This window comes from Photobacterium satsumensis (assembly GCF_050336935.1).
Lineage (GTDB): Bacteria > Pseudomonadota > Gammaproteobacteria > Enterobacterales > Vibrionaceae > Photobacterium > Photobacterium satsumensis.
Genome location: NZ_JAKJSK010000006.1, coordinates 2104626 through 2125780 on the forward strand (window position 1 = coordinate 2104626; position 21155 = coordinate 2125780).

Sequence of the window (21155 nt, forward strand, 5' to 3'; positions counted from 1 at the left end):
CTTCCTTTTACCAGAGATCCCACTAGGCTTACTGTACCGGGCTATGATGCTCGAGCTATTGTGTTCGAGCTCAGTTATTCGAACTGTAGTGTTCGAACTGTGGTGCCCTGCTCACGAGTAAAACTGTTGCCGGGCTGCTGATATTTTGGCTTCAAAAGCGGCTAGTAATTGGTGGTTAATTTCCCGTGTCAGGGGATCCATATTTTTATCTAAAGGGATGATGACCTGGAGGTGATAATCCATCGGAATATCGATGGGCCTGGCTACCGTACCCACCGGGATTTCCATGGCGGAAATGCAGTTTATGACGGCTAACCCTTTGCCGCTGGCCACTAGCCGGCTAGCCATATCACTCAATGAGACGGACCAAATCTTATGGGGAGTGATCTGGGCATTTTTGAAGGTATCAAATAAAGAAGTGCGGATTTGATCGTTGGGCTCGCCGCTGATCAGGGTCTCACCTTCGAAATCGGCCACTTGGATACAGTTTTTTTGGGCGAGAGGGTGCGCTTGGGGAAGCAGGCAGATATTGGGAACAGTATAGAAAAAACTCTGATACCGTGGATCTTCGGTCAGATCAGTTGTAATTGCAAAATCAAATCGTTGCGCGGCCATGTCAGCAATAATCTGGTTTGAACGGTAGGAATATAGACCGATATCCAAACCGGGAAATTGGGAATCAATCGCGATGGTAAGCTCTGGCAGCAAGTTTACCGCAAAGGCGGGCATGCTCACGATGTTAAGTTGCCCGACAGCCTGTTTTTTTAGCCGGTCGGCAAAATCCTTCAAGTGGGTTAAACCGGTATATACCTTTTCAACTTCATCGTAAAACAGCTTTCCCTTCCGTGTCGGGATCAGGCGGTTGTTTACCCTGTCGAATAAGGTGAAGCCCAGCCTTTGCTCTAACTGCTTGGTTAAACGGCTAATCGCGGGTTGGGTGATCAGCATTTTCTCGGCAGCTTCAGTTGCACTGCTCGTGCGCATTATCCACAAAAACGCTTCTATCTGGCTGTCGGTAAATCCTCGCGATGCCATAATATTTCCTTATACCTTAATAGTCTTAAGTCATTAGATACCTGCTTTCCACTCAGTATACAGTAACTAAATTGGTATGGGCCGGGCGTGTGCCTAATCCAGTTGATTACATTTTGTTATGGCTATTGAGATAAGCAGGAGAGAAATATGATCGAAGCGCTTCAAATGAACAATGAAGTGTTCACCGCATGGCGGCGTGATATTCATCGCCATCCTGAATTAGGGTTTGAGGAATCCCGTACCGCGAATTTGGTTGCAGAAAAGCTAAAGGCATGGGGCTTTGATGAAGTACACACTGGGATCGCTAAAACAGGGGTTGTCGGTGTGCTGAGAGGTAGCCAGCTTTCGAGTCGGACTATTGGCTTGCGCGCAGATATGGATGCGCTGCAGATGGATGAAGCCAACCACTTTGCCCATGCATCTTGTCATCAAGGGAAAATGCATGGTTGCGGCCATGACGGGCATACTGCGATTTTATTAGCGACAGCGTGGTACATGGCACAGTGCCGTGATTTTAGCGGTACGGTATATTTTATTTTCCAACCGGCGGAGGAAGGCCTAGGCGGTGCAAAAGTCATGATCGATGAGGGACTATTTGAGCGCTTCCCGTGTGACAGGGTGTATGGATTGCACAATATGCCGGGGATCCCTCAGGGCGAGATCTGGTTGAGGGAAGGCCCATTACTGGCGAGCTCAGATCGCTTCATCATTGAAATTACAGGCAGAGGAGGGCATGCCGCCTTACCGCACAAGGCCATTGATCCGACTATTGTGCTAAGCAATATCATCATGAGCGCCCAAACTATCGTTAGCCGTAACACATCTCCTTTGGAGTCTGCGGTGATCTCTTTTACTGATGTCCATGCTGGTTCCGGTACCCATAATGTTATTCCGGATCAGGCTTTTCTTAAAGGCTGCCTGCGGGCGTTTGATGAGCAAATACGGCAAGAATGCGTCCAACGGTTAAGACTGTTGGTCGAGCAGATTGCTGCGTCTTACGGTGCGACGGCACAGCTTGTTGTTAAACCTGGTAGCTATCCTGCAACGGTGAACGACAAAGATGCGGTGGCACTTGTTACCACTGTTGCCAAGTCGGTCGTCGGTGAAGGAAAGGTCAATCCACAATGCTTACCGCTATCAGGCAGTGAGGACTTCTCCTTTATGCTCCAGCAAGTCCCTGGGTGTTATGTGCTGGTAGGGAACGGCAGTGAAGGACATGAGGGCGGTATTTGCGTGCATAACCCCAGCTACGATTTTAATGACGACATTATTCCGGTTGGGGCATCATTTTTTGTTGGTGTGATCCGCGAAGAATTACCCATGTAATCATGTGTTGATGGAGAAAATCATGGAAGAGACAAAGCTCCAGTCCAATCACTTCTTTGCAGGATTGATGGATACCATTGAAAAAGCGGCAAACCGGTTACCACACCCATTTGTGATGTTCTTTTTTCTGTATATCGCTACCATTGGCCTGTCAGCCATATTCAGTTTTACATCAACCCCAGTTATTCACCCTTCAACCCAGCAGGAAGTAGCTGTACGCTCCATTCTGACTTGGGAAGGGCTGAACTACTTAGTCACCCATACCGTGTCTAATTTCACGAGCTTCAGACCGTTGGGGCTGGTGATTGTCTTGATGTTGTCACTCGGGCTGATCCAGCAAACCGGGCTAGCTGAAGCGGCTATCAAGCGTATGCTAGCCGGTGTTTCTGCGAAATGGATGACGCCAGCTGTGGTTGTCACATCGATTACTGGGAACTTAGTCTCAGATGCTGCTGTTTTTCTGATCCCCCCATTGGCTGCGATGATGTTTAAAACTGTCGGCCGTAATCCATTGGTTGGTATTATCGTTTCTTTTGTTTCGGTATTTGCGGGGTTTTCAGCTAATTTCTTTATTGCTGGAACAGATTTGCTGATGTCAGGGATTTCGACAGAGGTTGTGCAATCTATCCGTCCTGGCTATGAAGTCAGTGTGTTAGCTAATTGGTTCTTTATGTGCATATCGGTGCCATTTATCACACTGATTATTACCACTATCACTCATAGGTATATCGAACCAGCGTTACAGCGATACGGGCAAGTTGAGCAAGAGCCTGAAAATACGAGGGAACCTGTTAATTTGGAGCTGACTCAGGCCGAGCGCCGTGCTTTAAGAATGACAGGCATGGTTGCCCTGTGCTTCATTATGGTTATTGCCTTACTCGTCTTGCCGGAATCATCAGGGTTGCGAAACGAGTCAGGGGGCTTGCTGCCATCCCCGTTTATGAAGGGGTTAATCCCTATTATCATGCTGTTTTTTACTGTATGTGGTATTACCTACGGGGTGTCTCAGGGCTCTATTAAGCAAGGCTCTGATATTCCATTGTTAATGGGAGCGGCGATTCGGGACATGAGCGGTTTTATCGTGATTGTCTTTATGGTTGCACAATTTATTGCGGTGTTTAATTGGTCAAACTTGGCGATCGTCGGTGCAGTGAATGGGGCCCAGTGGTTAATGGCGATTGAAATGCCTGACGTATTGGCGTTGTTATGCTTCATTTTATTTGCTGCAGTGATTAATTTGTTTATTTACAGCGGCTCAGCCCAGTGGGCTTTGATGGCTCCGGTGTTTTTGCCGATGCTTATGTTAATGGGGTTAGAGCCAGAGGCGATCCAGGCTGCTTACCGGATTGCAGACTCATCAACCAATGTAATATCCCCGATAAACCCTTATCTACCGTTGATTTTGGCTTTTATTCAGACTTATAGTCCGAAATTTTCCATCGGGAACCTGTTGGCGACGGCCCTACCGTATTCATTAGCGATACTCTCGGGGTGGGTAATATTGTTTTTTGTTTGGTATGCCCTCGGGTTACCGTTCGGGATATATTAAGTCATGTTTATTTTTCCCGCTCAAAATGGTGAGCGGGATTTTTCCAGTGGAAGCTTGAGATATTAAATGTTCGCCCCACCAACCTAGATCGTTACAGGTGAAGATAGCCGACGCTTTTTTAGGATTGACGCCCTGACATGGTCGTAGATGAAGTTGAATACGAAGGCATAAATGGTAATAAATACGGTCACGCCAACATCCATGAGCAGCGCTTGGTAAAGGCTTACTCCCAGAATGATGGCCATGACAGGGATGGTCAGCGTGAGCAGGCCAAGCTCAAATAGGATCACGTGGAAAACGCGCATCGCGATAGTGCGCTTGGTTTTATCTCCCGGGACATACTTGTCAAAAACCCAGTTGAAGACAAAATTCCAAGCCATGGCGATGGTCGCAATGATTATCATGGTTCCTGATAATGCCCCAACTTCATGCTCGGTAAAGGCTACCAACAACACAACGGATAGTGATACCGCCAATACCTCGAACAATACGGCGTGGAATATTCGCTCAATAGCACCCATTAAAATATCCCCTCTAATACGATGAGTGAAAAAAGAGCGGGCATTTTGGCAGTTTGAAACCTAACAGCAAGATAGCGCTTATCACATTTCGTGATGGTATTTAGAGGCTGGAGTAACGGCAAGAGAGGTGCGGGAAATGACAATGTGTTGGCCTGATGTGCTTAGAGGATGGGAAAGTAATGTCGATTCTCTTAAGTTAGTGCCCTTTATCGATAAGATGAGTTCCCGAGTAATAGGATTGGGGGGACTTTACAGGTCTTCATACCATATATGTGACTATTTTTTTGTTGATTACGCCAGTATCCACCGTGAAATTTAAATTACTTGTATGTTTTTATTTTTCTTTTTGACGATTTTTAAAGAAAATTTTAGATTTTTATTATTGAATTTAAAAATGGCCCTAGTAGGGCGTATTTGATATTGGAAATTTATAGATAGATATAAACTCCTGAATATTCCAATTATGTTTAGTCGTTAATGGATAAATCGTGTTTTATATTTGATTGTTGGATTTAAATTTATTAGTGAATGTTCATACCAGAGCCTATGTAATAGGCTATCTTATTAAATATTATTGTCATTTCTCGTCAAGATCTAAGAGAGACTATTATGAAAGTGATATTGTGTACATTGCTAGGTAGTATGCTGATTGGTTGTACCGCTTTTTCCGAACAAGCACGGTACACTCAAAAGAATGATTGGCATGACGTTGGGGTAGCTGATGGGAAGAGTGGTCATTATCAACGTTCAGAAATAGAGCTGAATGAACTAAATGACGTAAATGCAATGGCTTATGAGCAATATAGAAAAGGCTATGGTGTGGGTATTGATAAATTTTGTCAGCCAGAAAAAACCTATGAGCAAGGAATGCGAGGTATTAGTTACAAGGGGCAATGTATTAGTACTTCACAAGAAGATACCGCCATCGAAAAGTGGCAGGAAGGTTATGAGTCATATTTGATAGAAATTACGGCTGTATACATTGATGAATACTCGGACTTCTTTTAATCAGCAATCAAAGCTAGCCATTACCTGATTAGGCAGGTATCACTATAACATGATCCTGCCACCTGATTAATTTTATATGTCGCTGTTATATCATACCAATGTTTATTTTTTATCATTTTGCATTTGATATTCGTGCCTGTCAGTATGTTTGTTACTGTTAATACTCCAGTAATATCAATTCAACTCCGTGTTCAGGTACAGAGCTTTTCACTAATAGCTCTTCTGCTTCGTGATGGAAAGATTGCGTAGAACGCTTGGGATAGGCTGTGCGCTTTAGATCGTCTATATCTTCTTCAGACAATGGAGACGGAGCGCCCATCTTAAGCCAGTTATCATACGCAGAGCCATGTTCGCGGTTGAGTATATAACGGGTCAGCCGGTAATTGCCGGGAGGCAGATCGAGGACAAAATCAAACGATTTGTCAGGCGCAGGATTGAAGGCCGCGTAGGGATCTGACATCTCGATGGCTGAGGTATCCCCGTTGGCATACAATTCGTCAAAATGGATATAGTTAACCACCAGGATCTGAATACCATAGGCGGAACGGGTAACAATGTAGTCCTTGCCTCGTACCAGCAGGTCGGGGCCGAGGCGGTTGAGCATCGTTAGGGCATGGAAGTTGGGCTTTTTAATTCCCTCACGTGTCATCATGCCAAAACCGCCGTGAAACGTGGAGGCCGACGGCCCGCGCTCCTCAAACAGATCGCTGAAGGTCCAGATCCCCAGTGAGCTGACTTTGTCATACAGGTTGATGATATTGTAGGCAACAAAGCTACCCAGGTAAGCGGTATCTAATACTTTGTTGCCCCAACAGGCACTTAGGTTCCACTCGGTAATGTGCAGCTCGTCAGTCTTTAGTTGTTGTTGGTATGGTTGGCTACTGCCCAGTAACTCCAAGCTACCGTCAGGACCCAGTGTCTTGCGGCTGACCTTATTGGAATCCATCAGGTTATCAATGTGGCCATAGCGCTCTGGGTAAATGTGATAGGAGAAAAAGTCGGGTTGCAGCTGATGTTGTTGACAGAAGCTAACAAAGTTACCTAGCCAGTCGGACTTGTCAAAGGCCATGTGGCTGACAGAAGGGCCACCAAGTTTGAGCAACGGCGAAACGGCTCTCACTGTATGATAGGTCGCCAGATAGAGTTGATGAAAGTCTGCCTCGTTGCCAGCCCAGAATACGCCTTCCAGATCAGGTTCGTTCCACACTTCGAAATACCACATCTGTACCTGCTCAATGCCGTAACGGCTGATGAGGTGATGGAAAAACTCAGCGACTAAATCGGTCCAGTCCTCCATGTGCACCGGAGGAGATATATTACCGCGCCAATGGGCGACGGTTTGCTCGCGGCTGGCAAACATATCTGGCATATAGCCTAGGCAGAAAAAGGGCTTGAGCTGAATAGACAGCAGGAAGTCAATGAGGTTATCGACGTTGCTCCAGTCGTAGATCCCTTTGGCGGCGACAATATTCATTTGCTCGGCAAAAATCCCCTGAAAGCGGATGAACTCGAAACTCAGGATGTTCTGCATTTCTGTCAACTGGGCGCGGTGCTGCGCCTTTAGTCCCTCGTAGGAGCAACCAAATGTCGTGAGTTTGCGCCAAGTCGGGGTAACACTAGCTATGACTTGCTCGGTGTTAATTGATATTGGACTTGAAGTCGGGAGCGGTGCCGCGACTATGCTGGTTTCACTAGTAGGCGCCTTCATGAATTCAAACAATGATTTATAGATATCACGTTCACGGACTGACAGATAATTGCTGCCACCGTTAGGATGGTTTGAGGGAGCTGATAACTGTCTTCTGAGTTCGATGGGGGTCTGGTTATATTTCTGTTTGAACTTTTTGTAGAACAATTTGGGGTCATTGAAACCGCATGAAAAGGCAATGTCGGCAATTTTGTCGTCACTGCTAATTATCTGCTTTGCGGCTTGATAAATACGGTAATCGAAGAGGTATTCCTGAAATGAAATGCCCATTTGCTCCTTAAAGAAGCGGGATAGGTGGTGCATGGTGACGCATTCTCGATCGGCCAGCTCCTGCAGCTGAACTTTGCTCGCAAAGTGAAGGCCAATATAATCGACGATACGTGTAAGCCGTTCTAATTCGCGTTCATGAAGCCGATGGCGGTTGTCTTCTATGACTTCGTGACGATAGGTGGACAGAAGCGTGGTGATGAGGGCCAGTAGCTCCTGCTCGATAGTAAACTTGAACCACTTGTGCTTTTTGGTAAAGGTCCAAACGATACGGGCAAGATGGCTTCTTAGCGGGTTGAAATAGGTTTGTTCGTTTTCGCCGTATTGAGCCGAATTACAGTAGAAGATGATGTTATTCAACTCTGGGTAGCAATTACTGAGTAAATCAGGAGAAAATTGGATCGCCAGCAGGATATTGTCTTCGTCGGTGGCCTTGATGCTGTGCAGTTCATTGTGATTGATTAGCAAGACATCATCTTGGACGAGTTTAAAGACCTGGTTATTACGACGGATCTCAATACTGCCTTTCAATACCATCATTAACTCAATTTCACGGTGCCAATGTGCTGTGACCTCCATGACAGAATGAACATAGATTTTGGCCTTCAGTCCTTCATCAAGACGAACGAGCTCATGACGGTATTGCATAATCACTCCTGGAGCAGTACGAAACATCAAACTTCTACTATACGCAGAATTGACGTAGCGTGGATTGTGGAAACTCACATGGCGATTAAAATTCTGATATCTCGCCTCGTGATTACGAGGCGAGGTACACACCCTCGGGACAAATTTATCCGTTCGCCATTGCTTTTGGTTAATAGGACTAGCTAGGATGCTGAGCGAAGAAGCTGAAGTTCCTGTTGCATCTGTTCGCTGATGCGCTTGTTGATGGGGTAAAGGATCAGTACCAGAGCATTGGTTAAAAACCCCAGGGCGGGCAGCAGGCTCATCATGATCAGAATACCATGCAGTGTTTCGGCAGATTGGACGGCTCCGGCCTGATAGCCATAGCGGGTGAGAATCACACCGGTGATCACACCGCTGATCCCCATGCCGAATTTATGCGAGAAGGTGACAGAGCTTGTTGTCAGGCCTATGACCCTTTTTCCTTGCTTCCACTCACAGTAGTCAGCAGCATCAGCCACCATTGACCACATGATCGGCACACTCACGCCCTGGGCAATCATCACCAGAAAGAACAGGCCGCAGATCATTGCGATATTGGAAGTATCCAGCCAGTAGAAGTTGATGATCAGCAGAGAGGCCAGTAGTTGAGCACAGATCATCACTCTTTTTTTGCACTGGGATTTTGAGAGTACTGCAGTGACTACGACGCCAAGCAACATGCCAATATTGCCGGATACAAAGAAGGCTGTTGCCATGTCAGTCTGGCCGACGTTATAGCGGAAGTAATACATACCGATGGCAAACGGCATCATGGTAAAGCTGAAACACAGCACGCCGACAATAAGCAGCACCCACCATGCCCGGTTTTGACTGACCACTTTTAGATCTTGTTTTATCGATGATTGGTGGTCGACGGATTGCACTCGCTCGTTGGTTGCACGGAAGGTGATGAAGAAAAAGAGTACCGCCAGAGCGGCAAAAAAGGCAATGGTTAACTGAAAGCCTTGTTGCTCGTTATCGCCCCCTAGCAGGCGTACTAAAGGCAGTGTGCTGCCTGATACCAATAGCATGGCAAAGAAGCCACAAAACATTCGAAAGCTAGCCAGCTGAGTTCTGGCTTTGCTGTCTGAGCTCATCATTACTGGTAGGGCCGAATAGGGAATATTGACAACGGTATAGCAGACCATCAGTAGGATATAGGTAATATAGGCATAGATCAGTTTGCCGGAATCAGATAGGTCAGGGGTGGTAAAGGTAAGCACTGCAAGAATGCCAAGCGGTACCGCCCCAAACAGCAGGTAAGGGCGAAATTTACCCCAGCGACTGGCAGTTCGGTCGGCAATTGCTCCCATCAGGGGATCGCTGACCGCATCAATCATTCGAGCGACAAAGAATACACTGCCAACCGCAGCGGCTGATAGACCAAATATATCGGTATAGAAGTACATCAAGAAGGTAGTCACAGTGGCAAAGATCAGTGTACTCCCCAGATCGCCAACGCCATATCCTAGCTTTTCTCTTAATTTAAGTGATTCCATTATTCGTTACCTGTGTAGGGTTTGAATTCATTGTCTTGAAAGTGGCAAAGAACAACTAGCGAGCATTTTGATGTAGATGTTGGGGGATCTTTGTGCTGAGAGATAAACTGTGAATTGCATCATAGTCACACCGTGGCGGCAGGCAAGGACAGTGTAGTTAGGTAACATACTAAAATAAAAGATGATTAGTTGTTTAGGAAGTGTTTGCTGTAGATAACCGCTTAGATCACATTTCTTCTTTGACCACAAACTCCCCCTATAACTTTAGCTAAACCTCTACGAAGTTTGCGATGGCCAAACAGCCTAGACTGATTCTCAACTTATCCACCACAAGCAATCTGGTGGTTATTCAAGTATTGAGAAGAAAGAGAGGTAACAATGATAGATTTAACGGCAAAGCCTTTTTATTTAGACCATGCCGATATTGTCTGGGTGGAAGAAACTCTCAATGCAATGACGTTAAAAGAGAAAGTGGGTCACTTGTTTTGTCCGATCGGGTTAAGTGCCGAGCAGGCTGATTTACAGGCGTTATTGGACGAGTTTAAACCGGCAGGGATCATGTTTCGCCCGGGTGACGCTGAAGAAGTTCAGCAGGTCCATCAGTACCTGCAGCAAAATAGTAAGGTACCGATGCTGATCGCTGCCAACCTAGAAAGCGGCGGCAATGGCGCGGTGGCTGAGGGAACTGAGTTTGGCTCGCAAATGCAGGTAGGTGCAACAGCGGATCCGGAAATGGCTGCAAAACTGGGTGCTGTCGTTGCGGATGAAGGTCGTGCGGTAGGCTGTAACTGGGCTTTTGCGCCGGTTATCGACCTTGATTACAACGTCCATAATCCGATTACCAATACCCGTACTTACGGTAGTGATCCTGAGTTGGTTGGGGCAATGGGCAAGGCCTATGTCGAAGCCGTTCAGGCAAGAGGCATGGCGACATCAATCAAACATTTCCCGGGTGATGGTGTTGATTATCGTGACCAACATCTGGTGCTTTCTGTCAATACGATGAAGCCGCAGCAGTGGGATGAAACATTCGGTCAGGTTTATCAGCAATCGATTGATGCCGGTGCGCTGACCGTCATGGCGGGGCACATTGCGCTGCCGGAGTACTCCAAGGTACTAAACCCAGAACTGAGCGATCAGGACATTATGCCAGCGTCACTGGCTCCTGAGCTGCTTAATGATCTGCTTCGGGGAAAACTCAACTTCAACGGTATGATTGTCAGTGATGCGACGTCGATGGTGGGTTTTACCGTCATGATGAAACGTGAACAGGCGGTCCCATTAACGATTGCTGCGGGTTGTGATCTGTTTTTGTTCAACAAAGATCTAAAAGAAGACTTCGGTTACATGCTAAAGGGGATTGAAACGGGTCTGCTCAGTATGACGCGTGTCGATGAAGCCATCATCCGTACGCTTGCGACAAAAGCGGCATTGGGTCTGCATAAACGTGATCTGGCGGCTGAGCTGGATCTGTCGCTGATCGGTTGTGACGCGCACAAACAGATGGCGATTGAATGTGCGGACAAAGCGGTGACTCTGGTTAAAAACAATCAGGATATTCTACCGTTATCATTTGAGCTGCATCGCCGAATACTTTTGATTGGCTTGGGCGATGAAGCCGATATGTTTGGCCATCAGACGGGCACTGTTGAAAAGGTCCAAAACCAGCTTGAGGCTGAAGGGTTCAAGGTTACCTTATACGATACTTCGCAATTTACGATGCGAGATATGATGCAGCCTGTCGAAGAGTTCATCGCTGATTACGACGTGGTTGTCTACGCCGCCCAGTTCAAGACGGCGAGTAACAAAACTACTTTGCGGATCAACTGGGCTCGTCCGATGGGGATTGATGCCCCGTGGTTCAGTCAAGAAATTCCAACTGTATTTATTTCGTTTGGTAATCCATACCATTTGATGGATGTCCCTCGCGTGCCGACATACATCAATGCCTATACCGCGAACGATATCACTATTCAAGCGGTCGTGAATAAGCTTCTGGGGCGCTCGGAGTTTAAGGGTCATAGCCCTGTCGATGCTTTCGTTGGTCAGTGGGATACCCGTCTTTAAATTTAACGGGGTTAATGAACAGTATTAGCGGTGAAAGCGTATGACAGAGACAATTAAAGGTGTGATCTTCGACCTCGATGGTGTATTGGTTGATACTGCCTGCTTGCATTATGAAGCATGGAGAAAAATCGCCAATAAACTCAATATTCCGTTTAGTGAGAAAGATAATGAAAAACTAAAAGGAGTGAGCAGAAAAGATTCCTTGGATATTATATTGGATAATAGTAACGAGATTTTTAGTGAAACTGAAAAGCACCAGTTACTATTGGATAAAAATAATGACTATTTGAAATTAGTTAATCAGCTGAATGAAAATGACGTACTGGATGGTGTTGTAAAATTAATTGAGGAGCTGAAATGTAAAGAAATAATGATTGCTCTTGGATCAGCGAGTAAAAATGCCCGTCTGATATTAGAACTCACAGGCTTATATCATCACTTTGATTATATCGTAGATGGAAATATGGTTGTCAAAACTAAGCCTGCACCGGATGTCTTTTTGACCGGCGCTGAATTGCTTGGCCTGTTACCATCAGAATGCTTGGTCTTTGAAGATGCTCAAGCTGGTGTCCAGGCTGCCTTGAATGCTGGTATGGCGGTTGTTGGTGTCGGCGAGCATGCTTCATTGCACCAGGCAACAGTGGTAGTTCCTGACCTGATAGGATTTAAGATCGAAGATTATATAAAGTAAGTAATATCAAATAAAAAATAACCAGCCAGAATAGAAAGATATAAATCTGGCGTGTAGATGACCTCACAGAAATAGCGGATAGAAAATTATTTAACCTGAGTTTAGGTGTGTATGTAACTCTATTGTTATGGCTGTGGATATATTTTCTAAGGAATGAAAATGAATCTTACCTCTACCTTTAAATGTGTCAGGTTAGCTTGCCTGATAGGTTTAGTGATATCTCCAATTGCCGAGGCAGATGGATTGTTTGAAAATAACGAACTTTCATTATCGACTCGAAATATTGCGATGTATCTTGATGAAGATACATCGAACAGTGAAAGCCAATTTGCTTGGGCTCAGGGTGTTGCGATTGATTATAAATCGGGGTATTTGGCTGATATTATTGGTTTTGATGCAACTTATTCAAGTGCAATTAAGTTGGGCGCTAACGATAATTTTCAGGGCCGTGATTTATTACGTGATAATAATGGTAAAGCAGAAGGCTTTAATAAAGTCAGTCAGATTTATGCGAAGATCAAATTGGGTGACGATGAGTTATACGCAAATGCTTATGGTGGCTGGAAGGAGTTGTACAAGACCGGTTCTTTGACTGTTTCGCATGGCCGTGCTGTTGTTGCCTCTTACCAGGGGATAAGTGGTGAAGTTGGTTATAACGGCTTGCGTTTGCGTGGTGTCTATACTGACCGTTTCTCTGACCGTGACTCACCTGAGAAAAAGCGTTTTAAAACACTTACCGGCAAAAAAATCGACAATATTATTACCGGTGATATCAGTTACAGCTGGGGTGAAAAGAACGTTGTAAATCTGTTCAGTGGCGAAAGTAAAGATTACCTACGACGAAGCGGCCTTGAGTTTAAATGGCTGACTCCCGTTTCTGACACCTCGAAAATAGGGCTGAGTGGCTATTTCTATCAAAACGACGGTTTGGATAACTGGGAAGGAATGGCGTTTGACGATAAGGCCAACCATTACAACCTGAACCTGGATTACATGGTCGGTTCATGGGCCCTGACAGGCAGTTATGCCTATACCGAAGCCGAGCTTGATAATGGCCTGGGTATGTTCTTCTGGGATATGGGTAAAAATACAGACGGTAACTTCAACAGTAAAGCTGATGGAACCGGTACTGACTTTAACAAAGACGGCGAGACAATGATTGCCTTCCAGGCCATGTATAACATGGCGAATGCAGGCGTACCTGGTTTGATGCTTGGTGCTCGTGCGACTTACGGTTTTGGTATGAAATATCAGGGCGCAGATATTGATGAAGCGGAATTAAACCTTCTGATGATGTATCAGTTTCAGGACAAAGCGCTTAAGGGCCTCAGCATGATGGCCGGTGTTGGACCGGGATATTCCTACGTTGCGGATGGCGCCAGGAACCCTATTGTTGAAAACGGTGACTGGGAAAAACGTTCTATTCTCGGTGGCGTGTTCGTAATTGATTATAAATTTGATTTGCTTTAAGCCTCTTGACGTAAGGATATGAAGATGAAAACCACATTGAAAACGGTTGCTGCATTGGTTTCCGGTGCACTGTTAACTCTACCAACACTGGCTCAGGCGAAAGCGACTAACGCTGAAGAGAAACTGCGTATTTTGGTTGTTAGCGATGACGGTTGTCGTAGTGAGGGCTCTCAGGAGTTGTTTAAAGTCTTGACCAAGCAGGGCTATGACGTTTGGCTGTCAGGCCCTGATAATAATCAAAGTGGCAAGGGGACTGCAATTACCTTCAAGCCGGGCAAAGAGCTAAAGTACGAAAAAATCGGAGATAAGGCCTACTGTTTTTCCGGAACTCCGGTAGATTCAGTGCTATTTGGTCTTACCGGGCTGATGGCAGAGCAAAAACCGGATCTGGTGATTTCAGGTGTTAATGATGGACCAAATGTCGGGGTCAACCAATTTAACTCCGGTACTGTTTCGGCTGCCGCCCGTGCTGTACGCCACGGTGTGCCAGCCATCGCAGTCAGCATGGGGCTTCGGATTGAAGAAATAAAAACAGGCTTTCCTAGTTCAATAGAATATATTCCGGCCGGGGTGGAACATACACTGGCAGTAGTCAACAAACTTAACAGTAACAAAAAAGCCGGCCAGCCTTTGTTACCAAGTGGTACAGGACTGAGTATTAATTATCCGCCGTATCCAGAAAGTGAAATTAAAGGTATTAGATATATCGAGAATGAAATCCTGACCGATTACAATTATACCTTCAAGCTGGTAGATGATGAGACCACGGTGCAAGAGCTTAACTTAAAACCTTTCCTTGCAGCCAGCGATCCGGCAGTCATCACCGATACCACGGAGCTAATGCGCAAATACATCACCTATACCGTGTTTAATGCGCATTGGAATGAACCGGAAGCGGTGGAATTGTACCAAGATTTATTAAATTAAACTGACAGAGAAAGCCCATCATACATTTAGTGATGGGCTTTTTTTAAGATTGAGGCAAATTACTCCCTCTTTTTCTCTTTCTACATATTACGATTTACACTGTGAATTGGTTGGTTGTTGCCAATTCTTTGAACCATGTCGAGTGGCGTTTCGGAATGCGGTTGCCGGTTTCTAGATCCAAGCGGTAGAAGCCATATCGGCGCTTGAAGGAGTTAAGCCACGACCAGTTGTCGATGAAGGTCCACTGGTGGATACCGAAACAATTTGCGCCGTTTTCCATGGCGCGGTGCAGCTGGATGAAGTGCTCTTTCATCAGCTCGGTCCGGAAGCTGTCATCAATCATCCCGTCTTCTTGGACTGGGCCTTCTGATTCCAAGTCCATCGCAATACCGATCTCGGCCAGATACCATTTGATGTTGCCGTAGTTGTCCTGGATGTTCTTGGCGATATCGTAGATAGCGGTTGGTAGAATTTCATTGTTGTCACGGAACGGGTTGAAGCGGCCTTGTGGGTTGATGTAATTCTCGAAGTATTTCTCCGGGGTGAAATAGTCCAGCGTGTACTCGGCTTCACGGGCTTTGACGCGGCGTGGCACGTAATAGTTCACGCCAAGGAAGTCGACTTCGGCGGCTTTGATTTCATCGACCTCGGTTGTGCTGTATTGCGGCATGATGTCGTTGTCACGCAGGATCTGGCACAGCTCTTGTGGAATGGTATTTTTCACCATCGGATCGAGGAAGCTGCGGTTAAACAGCAGATCGGCATACCAGGCAGCTTCTTGGTCGGCGTCGCTGTCATTGCGGGTGTAAGAGGGGGTTAGCTTCAATACCACCCCGATCTCACCGTCCAGTTTCATTTCATGGTAAGCCAGCACCGCTTTGGCATGGGCTACCATGATGTTGAAAGCGACTTGAACCGCTAATTTTCCGTCTTTCTTGCATGGGTAGTGGAAGTCATACAAGTAACCGCCTTCCACCGGTACGATTGGCTCGTTGAAGGTGATCCAGTGTTTGACCTTGTGGCCGAAGTGCTTGAATGCGGTGCGGGCAAATTTCGCGAACAGCTCGATGACGTGCTTGGACTCAAACCCGCCGTATTGGTCCTGCAGCTCGGCAGGCATGTCGAAATGGTAAAGGTTGATCATCGGCGTGATGCCGTTGGCGATCATCTCGTCGATATAGGCATGATAGAAAGCCACAGCATCCGGGCAGGCTTCACCGGTTTCGAAGTCTTTGATCAGGCGCGACCACTGGATCGAGGTACGGAACGAGTTCATGCCGACTTTTTTCATCAGAGCGACGTCTTCTTGGTAGCGTTCGTAGGTTTGGCAAACAGTCGCAGGGCCGATTTCCCTGAAGAAACGCTCAGGGTTATTCTGGTGCCAGGTATCCCAGATTGAGGGGTGTGCTTTATTTGTGGTGCCTTCTGTTTGAATACCGGATGCGGCTGCACCCCAAAGGAAACCTTCTGGGAAAGTGTAAGTTGTCATAGTTGCCTCAGTCTTTGTTCGCTCAGCTCTTGAACGATAGGTGTTATCGGAAAATGTTTTTGTTCGGTATGGGTTTGTCGTTAAGGATCAGGCTTGCCGTTGCAAATAATGGAACAGGGCACCGATGAGATTGGCATCATTGCCAGCCTGACACGTCGCGAGCTTGGGTTTGATACTGGCAATCGGTATCGCCTGCATGAGTTCATCAAGATGGCGGTTTAGGTGAGCGAGCAGATCCGCTCTTTCGCTGACCGCACCACCGAGGATGATGGTTTCAGGATCAATGCAGTACTGGATATTGAACAAGCCTGTTGCCAGGGTGCGGAACCATTGTTCGACTACGGCCTTAAGACGAACATCGCCATTGTCAGCGGCATCAAACACCATCTTGCCGTTCAGGCTCTCTACCTTCACGTCGATTTTTTCTGCAGCTATTTCAACCAAGGCACGGGTCGAGGCCATGTCACTAAAGGTGATTGGTCGGCCGTTTTTCTCCCCGGTGATCATGTAGCCGAATTCGCCACCGAAGAGCTGGTGGCCGTGCTGGATTTGACGGCCCTTGACGATAGCCCCGCCGATCCCGCTGCCAATCACCATTAGGCAGCAGTCTGTAATGTGCTGGGCAGAGCCTTGCCACAATTCGGCAAGGGCGGCACAGCAGGCATCGTTTTCTAGCTCTGCCGGCAGTTGGTAGCGTTCGAAAATGATGGATTTGAAGTTGGGGCCGTGGATGTAAGGCAGGGCACTGGCACCATGAATGACACCGCTGTCGCAGTCCACTGCGCCACAGGCGCTGATCGCAATGCCTTGTAGGGTATATTTATGACTAAGGGTGAAAACCACTTTGTCCAACGCCAGCCAGAAGTCATCGAGAGATGCTTTTGGGCTGGCGAACTTGCCTTTGTGGAGCAAGGTGGCATTGCTATCCATAACGGCATATTTGACAGCGCTGCCGCCGATATCCAGTACAAGAAAGTGTTGGGTTGTCATTGTGTCCTGCCTGTTTGTTGTTCTGGTGGGGAATCTACTGCCATAAACTGAGAAAATACAGAGCAGGACGGAAACCGGTTTCCATAAAATGAGAGTGGTCACAGAATACGGGCAGAGTATCGTTGATTCTGTGATTTTGATCGAAACAAAAAAACCGCCTAGATCAGGCGGCTTTGAGGGGCATGCAGTTTCGCGCTGGCACAGGACTTATTTCTGGCACACAGGACTTATCGCTGACGCAGGGCTTCTTGTTCGATCAGTTGTTTTTCATGGACCTTGAAGAATGGGCGGTAAATCATCCATGAGTTGAATATCGCAAACAAGCACATGAACATGTTTTTCCAGCTGCCGTTGGCAGCCCATGCAGCGCCCAGCGGGGCTGGCATTGACCAGGGAAGCAGCGCGACCATCCTGTCGAGAATCCCCATGTCGGTGAGGTACCAAGCAATACAGGCATTGACCAGCGGCACACCGACAAAGGGGATCAAGAACAGGGGATTCATGATGATCGGGAAGCCGAACAAAATCGGTTCGTTGATATTGAACAGCGATGGGATGAGGCCTACTTTACCTACCGATTTCAGCTGTTTAGATTGACTTCGTATTGCCATGAAAATGAGTGGTAGGGTCGAGCCGATCCCGCCAATCAATAGGTAGTAATCCCAGAAGCCTTGCATGTAGATATGCGGAAGTTGCTCGGCACCGCTGGCCAGGGCCTGCTGGTTCTCAACCAAGTAAGTCATCCAGAACGGGTTCATGATACCGGTGATGATTAGCGCACCGTGAATACCGATAAACCACAGTAAGTGGCAGATAACCAGCGAGATAAGTACCGCAGTCAGGGTATCTGATGCGACGATCAATGGCTGGAAGGCGGCAGCAATCAGTTCAGGCAAAATCAGCCCGGTGTGAATCTGTAAGTAGGCGTTGATAATGCTGATGGAGATCAGGATGAACATTAGCGGCACAATCAGCCGGAAACCATTGCGGGTCATGAGCGGCACTTCATCGGGCAGATTGATGTACCAGCCTTTTTTGTAAAAGAAACGAATAACCTCAATTGAGTAAGTGCTTGATATCAAAGCAGTGAAGATCCCCATCCCCCCAAGATAGACATTGGGCATGGTGTTACCGCTAAAACCAATAAACAGCAGGAAAGCCAGGCAGCCGGTGAGGCCGGATAATCGTTCTGGGAGCTGGTATTGCTTCGCCAGACTGGCGCTGGAGCCGAAGGCAACAATCAGTGCAATCAAGCCGATAGTCAGCTCGAATGTTGGGGCAAGTAGGGGCCTTAGGGTGAGGTATAACTGCCCGATTGTGCTGGTGTAGTCGATGGCAAATGGCGGAAAAATAAAGGGTACCAATAAGCTACCGACGATCACAAACGGCATGGCCAATGAAAATCCATCTCTCAAGGCGGTGACGTGATTACTGCGTGTCAGCCAGTTTGCCAGTGGCGAAATACGCTGTTCGATGACACTCGCCGCGACATTCATTACTTGAATGTTCATAGGTTTTGCTAATCCTTTGGAAACAGTTTCCGGTCTCAATATTGAACGGATCACATTTTGCCAGAACATTCTGCGTTTTCTGGTGATCGTACTCACAAATAGTAATGGTTCACTTGGAAACCGGTTTCCAATGTTTTCCTTTGGTCGTATATTTCAGGTCGAAATCATTCGATATAGGACTTAAAAAATGAAAAAAATCATGTTGTGTTGCTCAGCAGGTATGTCGACTAGCTTGTTAGTGAAAAAAATGGTCGCCGAAGCAGATAAACGTGGCTTGGAAGCCGAAATAAAAGCCTATGGCGCTGCGGAGTTTGACCAGCAAGTGGGCAATTATGAAGTGGTTCTGCTGGGGCCGCAGGTGAAGTACATGCAGCCGGATTTGCAAAAGAAAGCGGACGCCCATGGCATCAAAGTTGAGCCAATCAATATGATGGATTACGGCATGCAGAAAGGTGACAAGGTGTTGGATTTTGCCCTGTCGCTCATTGACGGTTAATCACTGATTATAACTATAAAGGAATCGTTATGAGTGCCCTATACGACAAGTTGATCGGAGTGATTGAGCAAAAAATCACCCCAATGGCCGGCGCCATCGGCCAGCAAAAATACGTTACGTCTATCCGTGATGGCTTTATCGCTGCTCTACCTTTCATGATTGTTGGTTCATTCATGTTGGTGTTTATATTCCCTCCGTTCTCACAAGAGACAACCTGGGGCTTTGCCCGTGCATGGCTGGATTTCTCTGAGCGGCATTTTGAAACCTTGATGCTGCCGTTTAATTTCAGTATGGGGATAATGACCTTGTTTATCTCGGTCGGGGTTGCAGCCAGTCTGGCGCGGCACCATGATCTTGACCCTCTTACGACGGGCATGTTGTCGTTCATGGCGTTCATGTTGGTGGCAGCACCGCTTGAAAATGGCATGATTTCAACCGCTTATTTCTCGGGGCAGGGTATTTTCACTGCGTTGATTGTGGCGATTTATGCCACTGAAGTGTATGCCTTCCTGAAACGCAATAACATCACTATCCGCCTCCCCCCTCAAGTCCCGACTGGTGTTGCCCGATCGTTTGAAATCCTTATTCCAGTGTTGGTGCTGATTTTGACCCTGCACCCACTGAACCTGTTTATTGAGTCACAAACCGGCATGATCATCCCTCAGGCGATCATGGCATTGGTTGAACCTTTGGTCGCTGCATCTGACACGTTACCGGCACTGCTGCTATCTGTCCTTGTGTGTCAGATCTTATGGTTTGCCGGTATTCACGGTGCGCTTATTGTGACCGGTATCATGAACCCGTTCTGGATGGCGAATCTATCGGTTAACCAAGCAGCGATGGCGGCGGGTGAGGCTATTCCTCACATTTACGTTCAGGGCTTCTGGGATCACTACCTACTTATCGGTGGTGTAGGCTCGACGCTACCTTTGGCCTTCCTGCTATTGCGCAGTAAAGCTATCCACCTTCGCACTATCGGTAAAATGGGTGTGGTGCCTGGTATGTTCAATATCAACGAACCAATCTTGTTCGGTGCGCCAATCATTATGAACCCATTGTTCTTCCTGCCATTTATTTTGGTCCCTATGGTTAACGCAACGCTGGCCTATATTGCCCTAGACCTTAATTTGGTTGCCCGCGTGGTATCACTAACGCCATGGACAACGCCGGGCCCTATCGGTGCGTCATGGGCGGCGAACTGGTCATTCAGCCCAGTCATCTTGTGCCTGCTTTGTATGGCATCTGCTGTCTTGATGTATATGCCATTTCTTAAGGCCTACGAGAAACAACTGCTTGAGCAGGAAGCGGCGAATAACGCTGGCGAAGAAGCCCCTCAGGGCGAGCCTGCGACAGCGTAATTTCACGTCAGCCAAGCGAATACCGACGTTAATCAAACAATTGTTACTGCCAGTAAAACCGAGCCCTGCGACTTAGTCGCAGGGCCGCATCAAAGCGGAGAGTTAAGATGGATTTAGAAGAACAGGTAATGGGCATCATCATCAATGCCGGTCAGTCACGCAGCCTTAGCTATGAAGCGCTACGCCATGCCAAGCAGGGTAACTTTGCTGAGGCTGAAGGCCTGATGAAAGAAGCCCAGGAGTTTGCTAACCAAGCCCACTTGGTACAAACCCAGCTGATTGAAGCTGATGAGGGTGAAGGAAAAACCAAGATGACACTGATTATGGTGCATGCCCAAGACCACCTGATGACCTCGATGCTTGCCAAAGAGTTGGTCGCAGAGCTCATCGAACTGCACCGTAAGGTTCAGTGAGTAAAGTGCAACATTTAAGTATAGAGAGGGACAATGAGCCCTCTCATACAATTGCTTTTCACCATCAATAACCTTTTATCATTGCTGAGCTTTTTTGTTCTCTCCTAAGTGAATGAGATGTCTGAACAATGCTGAAGCAAACATATTAAAAACGTAGAGGG

17 protein-coding genes are annotated in these 21155 nt (G+C 46.9%); 10 read left to right on the forward strand and 7 right to left on the reverse strand.

What is annotated here, in order from left to right:
- Positions 1-111: 111 nt before the first annotated feature.
- A complete protein-coding gene (locus L4D79_RS09510; RefSeq protein WP_428650481.1) occupies positions 112-1035 on the reverse strand; it encodes a LysR substrate-binding domain-containing protein in 924 nt (307 codons plus the stop codon).
- Positions 1036-1182: 147 nt separating this feature from the next.
- Here L4D79_RS09510 and L4D79_RS09515 point away from each other — a divergent pair, with 147 nt between their 5' ends.
- Positions 1183-2361: a M20 aminoacylase family protein gene (locus L4D79_RS09515; RefSeq protein ID WP_428650483.1), complete on the forward strand. Its 1179-nt coding sequence runs from the start codon at positions 1183-1185 to the stop codon at positions 2359-2361.
- A 22-nt stretch (positions 2362-2383) separates the two neighbouring features.
- Positions 2384-3910, forward strand: a complete 1527-nt coding sequence (locus tag L4D79_RS09520; protein ID WP_428650486.1) for an AbgT family transporter — start codon at positions 2384-2386, stop codon at positions 3908-3910.
- Positions 3911-3993: 83 nt separating this feature from the next.
- Here the strand turns inward: L4D79_RS09520 and L4D79_RS09525 are convergent, their stop codons facing one another.
- Positions 3994-4431 carry a PACE efflux transporter gene (locus tag L4D79_RS09525; RefSeq protein ID WP_428650489.1) on the reverse strand — a complete coding sequence of 146 codons (438 nt, stop codon included), beginning with the start codon at positions 4429-4431 and terminating at the stop codon, positions 3994-3996.
- A gap of 609 nt (positions 4432-5040) precedes the next feature.
- On the opposite strand from L4D79_RS09525, the gene L4D79_RS09530 reads away from it, so the two are divergent.
- The gene (locus L4D79_RS09530; RefSeq protein ID WP_428650492.1) at positions 5041-5439 is read left to right on the forward strand and encodes a DUF2799 domain-containing protein; all 399 of its coding nucleotides are present in this window, start codon (positions 5041-5043) and stop codon (positions 5437-5439) included.
- Positions 5440-5596: 157 nt separating this feature from the next.
- On the opposite strand, the gene L4D79_RS09535 is transcribed toward L4D79_RS09530, so the two are convergent.
- A complete protein-coding gene (locus L4D79_RS09535; RefSeq protein ID WP_428650495.1) occupies positions 5597-8062 on the reverse strand; it encodes a GH39 family glycosyl hydrolase in 2466 nt (821 codons plus the stop codon).
- Positions 8063-8244: 182 nt separating this feature from the next.
- Positions 8245-9582 (reverse strand): MFS transporter, encoded by a 1338-nt coding sequence (locus L4D79_RS09540; RefSeq protein WP_428650498.1) that lies wholly within the window; start codon positions 9580-9582, stop codon positions 8245-8247.
- A gap of 378 nt (positions 9583-9960) precedes the next feature.
- Between L4D79_RS09540 and L4D79_RS09545 the strand changes: the two genes are divergently transcribed.
- The 4 genes from L4D79_RS09545 to surE all read left to right on the forward strand — a co-directional run bounded on the left by L4D79_RS09545 (position 9961) and on the right by surE (position 14737).
- Positions 9961-11649, forward strand: coding sequence for a glycoside hydrolase family 3 protein (locus L4D79_RS09545; RefSeq protein WP_428650502.1), 1689 nt, complete (start codon positions 9961-9963; stop codon positions 11647-11649).
- Between the two features lie 40 nt (positions 11650-11689).
- Positions 11690-12340 carry a beta-phosphoglucomutase gene (pgmB, locus tag L4D79_RS09550; RefSeq protein WP_428650505.1) on the forward strand — a complete coding sequence of 217 codons (651 nt, stop codon included), beginning with the start codon at positions 11690-11692 and terminating at the stop codon, positions 12338-12340.
- A gap of 159 nt (positions 12341-12499) precedes the next feature.
- On the forward strand, positions 12500-13810 hold the full coding sequence (locus L4D79_RS09555) for an OprD family outer membrane porin (RefSeq protein WP_428650508.1): 1311 nt from the start codon (positions 12500-12502) through the stop codon (positions 13808-13810).
- Between the two features lie 24 nt (positions 13811-13834).
- Positions 13835-14737 (forward strand): 5'/3'-nucleotidase SurE, encoded by a 903-nt coding sequence (surE, locus tag L4D79_RS09560; RefSeq protein ID WP_428650511.1) that lies wholly within the window; start codon positions 13835-13837, stop codon positions 14735-14737.
- A 94-nt stretch (positions 14738-14831) separates the two neighbouring features.
- Here surE and L4D79_RS09565 read toward each other — a convergent pair whose 3' ends face one another.
- The 3 genes from L4D79_RS09565 to L4D79_RS09575 form a co-directional block, all read right to left on the reverse strand.
- A complete protein-coding gene (locus tag L4D79_RS09565; protein WP_428650514.1) occupies positions 14832-16226 on the reverse strand; it encodes a glycoside hydrolase family 1 protein in 1395 nt (464 codons plus the stop codon).
- Positions 16227-16313: 87 nt separating this feature from the next.
- Positions 16314-17216 carry an ROK family protein gene (locus L4D79_RS09570; RefSeq protein WP_428650517.1) on the reverse strand — a complete coding sequence of 301 codons (903 nt, stop codon included), beginning with the start codon at positions 17214-17216 and terminating at the stop codon, positions 16314-16316.
- A gap of 227 nt (positions 17217-17443) precedes the next feature.
- A complete protein-coding gene (locus L4D79_RS09575; RefSeq protein WP_428650520.1) occupies positions 17444-18727 on the reverse strand; it encodes a PTS sugar transporter subunit IIC in 1284 nt (427 codons plus the stop codon).
- A 187-nt stretch (positions 18728-18914) separates the two neighbouring features.
- Between L4D79_RS09575 and L4D79_RS09580 the strand changes: the two genes are divergently transcribed.
- The 3 genes from L4D79_RS09580 (at position 18915) to chbA (ending at position 20994) form a co-directional block, all read left to right on the forward strand.
- Positions 18915-19223, forward strand: a complete 309-nt coding sequence (locus tag L4D79_RS09580; protein WP_428650522.1) for a PTS sugar transporter subunit IIB — start codon at positions 18915-18917, stop codon at positions 19221-19223.
- A gap of 29 nt (positions 19224-19252) precedes the next feature.
- Positions 19253-20581, forward strand: coding sequence for a PTS sugar transporter subunit IIC (locus L4D79_RS09585; RefSeq protein WP_428650525.1), 1329 nt, complete (start codon positions 19253-19255; stop codon positions 20579-20581).
- 107 nt (positions 20582-20688) lie between these two features.
- Positions 20689-20994 (forward strand): PTS N,N'-diacetylchitobiose transporter subunit IIA, encoded by a 306-nt coding sequence (gene chbA / locus L4D79_RS09590; RefSeq protein WP_428650527.1) that lies wholly within the window; start codon positions 20689-20691, stop codon positions 20992-20994.
- The last annotated feature ends 161 nt before the right edge of the window (positions 20995-21155 follow it).

What these genes read in the sequence shown, in the direction of transcription:
- L4D79_RS09525 (WP_428650489.1), bottom strand. Translation starts at nt 4,431, where the DNA reads ATGGGTGCTATTGAGCGAATATTCCACGCCGTATTGTTCGAGGTATTG.
- surE (WP_428650511.1), top strand. Translation starts at nt 13,835, where the DNA reads ATGAAAACCACATTGAAAACGGTTGCTGCATTGGTTTCCGGTGCACTG.
- L4D79_RS09535 (WP_428650495.1), bottom strand. Translation starts at nt 8,062, where the DNA reads ATGCAATACCGTCATGAGCTCGTTCGTCTTGATGAAGGACTGAAGGCC.
- L4D79_RS09570 (WP_428650517.1), bottom strand. Translation starts at nt 17,216, where the DNA reads ATGACAACCCAACACTTTCTTGTACTGGATATCGGCGGCAGCGCTGTC.
- chbA (WP_428650527.1), top strand. Translation starts at nt 20,689, where the DNA reads ATGGATTTAGAAGAACAGGTAATGGGCATCATCATCAATGCCGGTCAG.
- L4D79_RS09565 (WP_428650514.1), bottom strand. Translation starts at nt 16,226, where the DNA reads ATGACAACTTACACTTTCCCAGAAGGTTTCCTTTGGGGTGCAGCCGCA.
- L4D79_RS09585 (WP_428650525.1), top strand. Translation starts at nt 19,253, where the DNA reads ATGAGTGCCCTATACGACAAGTTGATCGGAGTGATTGAGCAAAAAATC.
- L4D79_RS09540 (WP_428650498.1), bottom strand. Translation starts at nt 9,582, where the DNA reads ATGGAATCACTTAAATTAAGAGAAAAGCTAGGATATGGCGTTGGCGAT.
- pgmB (WP_428650505.1), top strand. Translation starts at nt 11,690, where the DNA reads ATGACAGAGACAATTAAAGGTGTGATCTTCGACCTCGATGGTGTATTG.
- L4D79_RS09555 (WP_428650508.1), top strand. Translation starts at nt 12,500, where the DNA reads ATGAATCTTACCTCTACCTTTAAATGTGTCAGGTTAGCTTGCCTGATA.
- L4D79_RS09510 (WP_428650481.1), bottom strand. Translation starts at nt 1,035, where the DNA reads ATGGCATCGCGAGGATTTACCGACAGCCAGATAGAAGCGTTTTTGTGG.
- L4D79_RS09515 (WP_428650483.1), top strand. Translation starts at nt 1,183, where the DNA reads ATGATCGAAGCGCTTCAAATGAACAATGAAGTGTTCACCGCATGGCGG.
- L4D79_RS09530 (WP_428650492.1), top strand. Translation starts at nt 5,041, where the DNA reads ATGAAAGTGATATTGTGTACATTGCTAGGTAGTATGCTGATTGGTTGT.
- L4D79_RS09575 (WP_428650520.1), bottom strand. Translation starts at nt 18,727, where the DNA reads ATGAACATTCAAGTAATGAATGTCGCGGCGAGTGTCATCGAACAGCGT.
- L4D79_RS09520 (WP_428650486.1), top strand. Translation starts at nt 2,384, where the DNA reads ATGGAAGAGACAAAGCTCCAGTCCAATCACTTCTTTGCAGGATTGATG.
- L4D79_RS09580 (WP_428650522.1), top strand. Translation starts at nt 18,915, where the DNA reads ATGAAAAAAATCATGTTGTGTTGCTCAGCAGGTATGTCGACTAGCTTG.
- L4D79_RS09545 (WP_428650502.1), top strand. Translation starts at nt 9,961, where the DNA reads ATGATAGATTTAACGGCAAAGCCTTTTTATTTAGACCATGCCGATATT.